4 protein-coding genes are annotated in these 6,084 nt (G+C 74.1%); 1 reads left to right on the plus strand and 3 read right to left on the minus strand.

Annotated features, from left to right (window positions below; all coding sequences use genetic code 11):
* Positions 1–142: 142 nt before the first annotated feature.
* Positions 143–1,045 carry a hypothetical protein gene (locus ACFUEL_RS33060; RefSeq protein ID WP_380240821.1) on the minus strand — a complete coding sequence of 301 codons (903 nt, stop codon included), beginning with the start codon at positions 1,043–1,045 and terminating at the stop codon, positions 143–145.
* Positions 1,046–1,278: 233 nt separating this feature from the next.
* On the opposite strand from ACFUEL_RS33060, the gene ACFUEL_RS33065 reads away from it, so the two are divergent.
* Positions 1,279–2,670: a uracil-xanthine permease family protein gene (locus ACFUEL_RS33065; protein WP_380240827.1), complete on the plus strand. Its 1,392-nt coding sequence runs from the start codon at positions 1,279–1,281 to the stop codon at positions 2,668–2,670.
* A 17-nt stretch (positions 2,671–2,687) separates the two neighbouring features.
* Here the strand turns inward: ACFUEL_RS33065 and ACFUEL_RS33070 are convergent, their stop codons facing one another.
* Both ACFUEL_RS33070 and ACFUEL_RS33075 read right to left on the minus strand, forming a co-directional pair.
* Complete coding sequence (locus ACFUEL_RS33070; protein ID WP_380240823.1) at positions 2,688–4,145, minus strand: serine/threonine-protein kinase; 1,458 nt, start codon at positions 4,143–4,145, stop codon at positions 2,688–2,690.
* Between the two features lie 103 nt (positions 4,146–4,248).
* Entirely contained in the window at positions 4,249–6,018 is a 1,770-nt protein-coding gene (locus ACFUEL_RS33075) for an aldehyde dehydrogenase family protein (protein ID WP_380240825.1), read from the minus strand.
* Positions 6,019–6,084: the final 66 nt, after the last annotated feature.

Here is a 6,084-nt window from a genome sequence, read left to right on the forward strand (position 1 = left end):
CCGCAGGACCCCCGCCACCTCAGCGGGCGGGGGCCTGCGGCGCCGTCGCGGGGCTTCGAAGTGGAGGCTCACGGCGGCGTATCCGGCCCGGCAGGCAGCGGTACCGGCAGCTTTCGGCGGGTCGGCGGGCGGGAACCGGTGATCAGTCGAGATCGGCGTACCAGATCCGGCTCGGCGGCTTGTCGGCCTCCACGTGGTCGCTGAAGCGCTTCGGCCTGCCGGGGCGCAGAGCGGGCTTCAACAGCCGCCAGGTGCGCTCGATCCAGGGATCGGTGAAGCCGTCGAATGCGGGCGTCACCTGGAGCAGTACAGCGCCCTCCGGGAGTTCCTCGACCTGGTACGGGTCGATCGCGGTGAAGGCGGCCGGCCCGCCGAGGGCGCGAGCGATCTCGCGCGGGACGACCATCAACCACTCGTACCCGCGCAGCAGTTGCCGTGACTGCGGCAGTGTCATCGAGGGGAGCGGCGGGCCGACCCGCTCCTCGTGCTCGGTGCGCCCGATCGCGCGGGCGTAGCCGATCTGGGCGTAGGACGGGTCGACCTCGCGGGCGAAGTCCCGCAACAGTTCCCGCCAGGCGGGCTGTTCGGCCGGGCCGAAGCGATCCTCCGGAGTCTCGGCAGAGAGTCGGATCCAGTCCGGGCTGTCCTCGTTGCGGGCGACGCCCATCCGCAGCAGTTCCCGGTCCGGCATGCCCTTGCCGTCCAGCACGCAGAGCGCGAGCTCCGCCAACTGGACGTCTCCGGCGAGCCACTTGCGCAGTTGCGGGAGGTTCTTGCGGGTGAGCACCCTGCTCCGGCTGGTGATCCGGCCAGTGTCCCGGTCGACCGTACTGGTGCTCACGAAGCCCCACAGGGCTCCGGGCGGGCCGCACGGCACGGACTTCCTGAGCGAGTCCTCGGGTAGGCCGGTGCTCTCGAGGAGAGCCTGGAGAGCCGGACCCTCCAGGCGCTCCGCGCCCTCGACCAGCCACCGCCAGGCGAGATCGGTCAGCGCCTCGGCGCTGCGGTGCTCACTGTCCATCTCGCATCGGATGGCGTGCTGCATGGGTCTTCCTTCGCTCCTTCTCGAACCGTTCGAGCCGGGCCGGGCGCTGACGAAGCCTACGCCGGCAGGACGACAAGGCCGATGACGGCGCCCACCACCGCCGTTCCGCCGACTGCCTGCTGCTGTCGACCCGACCCAACCGCGTTGCACCGTTCAATGGACACACCCGCCGCCGGCGGTGGGGGATCATGGCGCGACGTGTGTTCCGGCAGGTGAGCGAGATGGGGAGCGGGATGAAGGTCGGGTTCGGGTGGAAGCTGCACGGGGACGGGCGGGCGCCGCGGCCCGGGGCGGTGGTGCGGCCGGACGAGCGGCTGTCCTGGGGGCGGACGGTCGGGCTCGGGGCGCAGCACGTGGTGGCTATGTTCGGGGCGACGTTCGTGGCGCCGGTGCTGATGGGGCTGGACCCGAACCTCGCGGTGATGGTGTCGGGCGTGGCGACGCTGTTCTTCCTGCTGGTGACGCAGGGGCGGATCCCCTCCTACCTGGGCTCCAGCCTGTCGTTCGTCGGCGTGGCGGCGGTGATCAAGGCCCAGGGCGGGGACGCGGCGACGCTGACGGGCGCCCTGCTGGTGGTGGGTGCGGTGCTGGCGGCGTGCGGGGCGGTGGTGCAGGGGTTCGGCGCGAAGGTGATCCACACGGTGCTGCCGCCGGTGGTGACGGGCGCCGTGGTGATGCTGATCGGCTTCAACCTGGCGCCGGTCGCGGCGGGGACGTACTGGCCGCAGGACCAGTGGACGGCGCTGCTGGTGATGGCGTTCACGGCGCTGGCGCTGGTGGTGCTGCGCGGGTTCTGGTCGCGGATCGCGATCTTCCTGGGGCTGCTGTTCGGCTACGGCGTCTCCTGGCTGTTCGACCGCCTCTTCGGGAAGATCCACTCCCCGGTGGGCGGCGGCGCGGCCACCGACCACTGGCGCCTGGACCTGTCGGGCGTCGGCAAGGCGGAGTGGATCGGCCTGCCCTCGCTGCACGCGCCGAGCTTCTCGGCCTCGGCGATCCTGGTGGCGCTGCCGGTGGTGGTGGCGCTGATCGCGGAGAACGCCGGGCACGTGAAGGCGGTCTCCGAGATGACGGGTGACCCGCTGGACGACCGGATGGGCACCGCGATCATGGCGGACGGCGCCGCGACGGTGCTGTCCACGGCGGTGGGCGGCCCGGCGACGACCACGTACGCGGAGAACATCGGCGTGATGGCGGCGACCCGGGTCTACTCGACGGCGGCGTACTGGTGCGCGGCCGGCTTCGCGATCCTGTTCGGCCTGTGCCCGAAGTTCGGCGCGGTCGTCGCGGCGATCCCGGGCGGCGTGCTGGGCGGCATCACCGTCGTGCTGTACGGCATGATCGGCCTGCTGGGCGCGCAGATCTGGATCCACAACCGGGTCGACCTGACCAACCCGCTGCACCTGGTGCCGGTCGCGGCGGGCGTGATCGTCGGCATCGGCAACGTCACGCTCAAGTTCACCGACGACTTCGAACTCGGCGGCATCGCGCTGGGCACCCTGATCGTCCTGCTCGGCTACCACGGCCTGCGCGCGCTGGCCCCCGCCCACCTCAAGGCGGACCCGGCGGCGGACGGCCCGCTGCTGGACGAGGGCACCAGCGCGTACGACGACGGCCGGGGGTGACCGGCGGCTCCCGCGGCTCAGGAGCCGGCGGCCGGGTGGGAGTCGACGTAGAGCGGGCCGGCGTGGGCGCGCAGCGGCTCCTCCCAGTCGAGGAGCGGCACAGTGGGGACGTACCTGAGGCACGGGTAGACGTGGTAGCTGCCGTTCGGCTGCTTGCCGATCTTGTAGGTGGAGAGCCACTCCTCGGTCGGCTCCCGGCCGGGGCGGAACCACACGGACACCTCGGAGACGAGGCGCCTCGTCCCGTACTGCAGGTCGGGGGTCAGGGCGACCCGGTCCAGCGAGGCCCAGTCGACGGAGTACCACAGCTCCTGGGGCCCGGTGCCGGAGGTCACGGTGAAGCCCTTGGGGCCGATCGTCACCCGGTCCGGCTTCTCCTGGCGGCGCGCGAGGACGCTCAGGCCCGCGCTGAGCAGCACCCCGAGGACTACCAGGGCCACGAAGTAGACGAAGTGGTAGCGCTCCGGGCCGGGGAGGTGCTTCTGGTACGTGATCAGCGGGAACAGTCCGGCGATCATGACCACGAACGTTCCGCGGACCGTCCGTCCGGCGATGCTCCCGGGCTTCGTACCGGTGAGCAGCACCTGCTCGGGAGCGGGAGCCGGAGCCGGAGTCGGAGCCGGCGTAGGCGTCCGGGTTCGGGCGGGGGTGGGCGGGGCCGGGGACGCTGCGGGGTCGGCGTCGAGGAGGGCGAGCGCCTGGGCCGGGTCGGGGCGGTCGGCGGGGTCGCGCTGGAGGAGCAGGGCGAGCAGCGGGGTGAGGCGGGGGCCGGCGCGCCGGGGGCTGCGGGGGTCGTCGAGGAGGGCGGCCACCGGGTTCGAGCGCGGGAAGGGCAGTTCGCCCTCGACGGCCTCGTACAGGGTCGCCCCGAGCGAGTACAGGTCGGACGGGCCGCTGGAGGGCGCGCCCTGCCAGCGCTCGGGGGCGGTGTAGCCGGGGGTGCCGACCAGGGCGTTGGTGGGGGTGAGCCGGGTGTCGGCCGGGTCCACCGCGATCCCGAAGTCGGTGAGCAGGATCTCGCCGCGCTCCGTCAGCAGGACGTTCGCGGGCTTGATGTCGCGGTGGACGATGCCCTCCGCGTGCGCCGCCCGCACCGCGGCCAGCAGGGCCCGGGCCAGGGCGAGGGCCCGGGGCTCGTCCAGCGGGCCGGCGGTCCGCAGCTCCTCGGCCAGTGAGCGGCCGGTCACCAGCTGCATGACGATCCACGGCAGTCCGTCGGCCTCCACCACGTCGTGCACCGTCACGATGTTCGGGTGGTCGCGCAGCCGCGCGGCGTGCCGGGCCTCCCGGGCCGCCCGCACCCGCAGTTCGTGCCGCTCGTCGGGGCCGGCCCCGGCGAGCCGGATCTCCTTCAGCGCGACCGGCACCCCGAGCACGGTGTCCTCGGCCGCCCACACCTGCCCGAAGCCGCCCGCGCCGATCCGGCGCTCCAGCCGGTACCGGCCGGCCACTGTCTCCCCCGTGCCGGGCCCCATGCCCAATCCCCTCCCAAGGATCCGTCAACGACCGTCCAACTGTGCACCAACTGGGCACCACAGGAACAGGGTTGACGTGCTGTCGGCCATGCGGCGGGGGCGGTCAGCCGCGCAGGGCGGAGAGCAGGATGCCGGGGAGGCGGGTGGCGGAGGGGGCGGCGGTGTGGGCGGTGAGGCGACGCATGGTGGTGAGGGCGGTGCGGTTGGTGGCGTAGTAGGGCGGTCGGGGGGAGAGCGAGGGGGAGCCGGTGAACAGGCCGCGCGGGGCGGGGGCGAAGGGGGCGCGCAGGACGGTCTTCTCGACGTCCTCCAGCAGGAAGGCGTTGTGGACGAAGCCGGTGCCGCTGCCGATCCGCTGCCGGGTGTGGCCGGGGTACGCGCCCCAGGGGGTGTAGCCGAGCAGGAAGCCGAACGCGGACCAGCAGTTGACGCCGAGGGTGCCGTAGCGCAGGTCGGCGATCGCGCCGTCGACGGCGGCGCGGTGGGCGCGTTCGGTGCGGGGGTGGACGAGCAGGGTGGCGCCGAGCGTGCCGGGGAGCCGGTCGTTGGCGAACCCGACGGCGGCGGCGAGGAACCGGGCGGGGTCGGCGCCGGGCAGCCGGACCGCGCCGAGGGCGCTGGCGAACACCTCGTCGGTGAGCAGCGGGCTCGCCGGGTCGGTGAGGTCGGGGACGAGCGGGCGGGTGCGGTCGGCGTCGGGGTGGGCGCGGGCGACGGCGGCGAGGCGGTCGGCCGCGCCCGGGTAGTAGTCGGCGCGCGGCGGCAACTCGCGCAGGACGCGCCGGACTTCGGCGAGCAGCCGTTCGGTGCCGTCCCAGTCGCGGGGCAGCACCAGGACCTGGGTGGCGACGCAGTTGTGCCCGGAGTTGTTGAGCTTGCTGGTGGCGATGTGCTCGGCCTGGTAGCGGAAGTCGGCGGCGCTCCACGGCCCGGGGACGACGATGCACGGGCTGATGCCGCCGAGTTCGCTGGTGAACGGCTTGTCGATGCGCGGGTCGTCCTCGCGGCGGCGGCGTTCGGCCTGGTCGTCGGTGCCCCAGACGATGGCGTCGTGGGTGCGTTCGCTGCCGGTGACGTGCACGGTGTCGATGCCGTCGTGCGCGGTGAGGTGGGCGCCCTCGGCGGGGCCGCCGTCGACGTACCGGACCCAGCCGCGGTCCACGAACTCGCGGAACACCTCCTCGAAGTGCGGGCGCAGGTAGGCGTTGACCGGGTTCATCTTGGCGAGGACGACCTGCCCCTCCGCGTACAGCTTGTGCAGGACGTCCAGCGGGGTGATCGCCGGGACGTTGCCCGCACCGAGGACCAGTGCGACCGCGGGGCGCCCGGCCCGGCCGCGGTACTCGCCGGCGGCGCGCTCCAGCACCCGGGCGCGGGTGGTGCCGGGGAGGGTCCACACCCGGGCGCCGAAGCCGTTCAGCAGCAGGCGGTCGGAGGCGGTCGCGGGGAAGACGTCGACGTACGTCCGCCCGTCCTGCTCGTGGACGGCCCCGGCGGGCACCGGGCTCTCGCCGCGGGCCAGCCGGCGCAGCACGTGCAGGTGGGCGCGGACGGTCTGGGCCAGCGCCCAGGGCGCGGTCACCCAGTCCTCGGCGGCCCACGGGGAGTCGGCCGGGTAGCCCTTGGCGCGGGCGGCGTCGGCGACCATCGCCCCGGCCCGTTCGGCGATCCGGGGGAGCATCCGTTCGAGCAGGCCGATCCGCTCGGCGAGCGGGGTGGCGGTCCAGGACGCGGCGTGCGCGCGCAGCTCGGCGACGGCCCGGTCGAGGTGCCCGGTGTCGAGGCGTCCGGTGTCGAGGTGCTCGGTGTCGAGGTGCTCGGTGTCGAGGTGCTCGGGGGCGGGGCCGGGGGCGGGGGAGGGCGGGGTGTTCATCGGGCGGGCTCCTCAGGGCGCGACGGGCGCGACGGGCAGGGCGCGACGGGCAGGGCGGGGCAGGGC

The organism is Kitasatospora sp. NPDC057198 (assembly GCF_042670125.1).
Lineage (GTDB): Bacteria > Actinomycetota > Actinomycetes > Streptomycetales > Streptomycetaceae > Kitasatospora.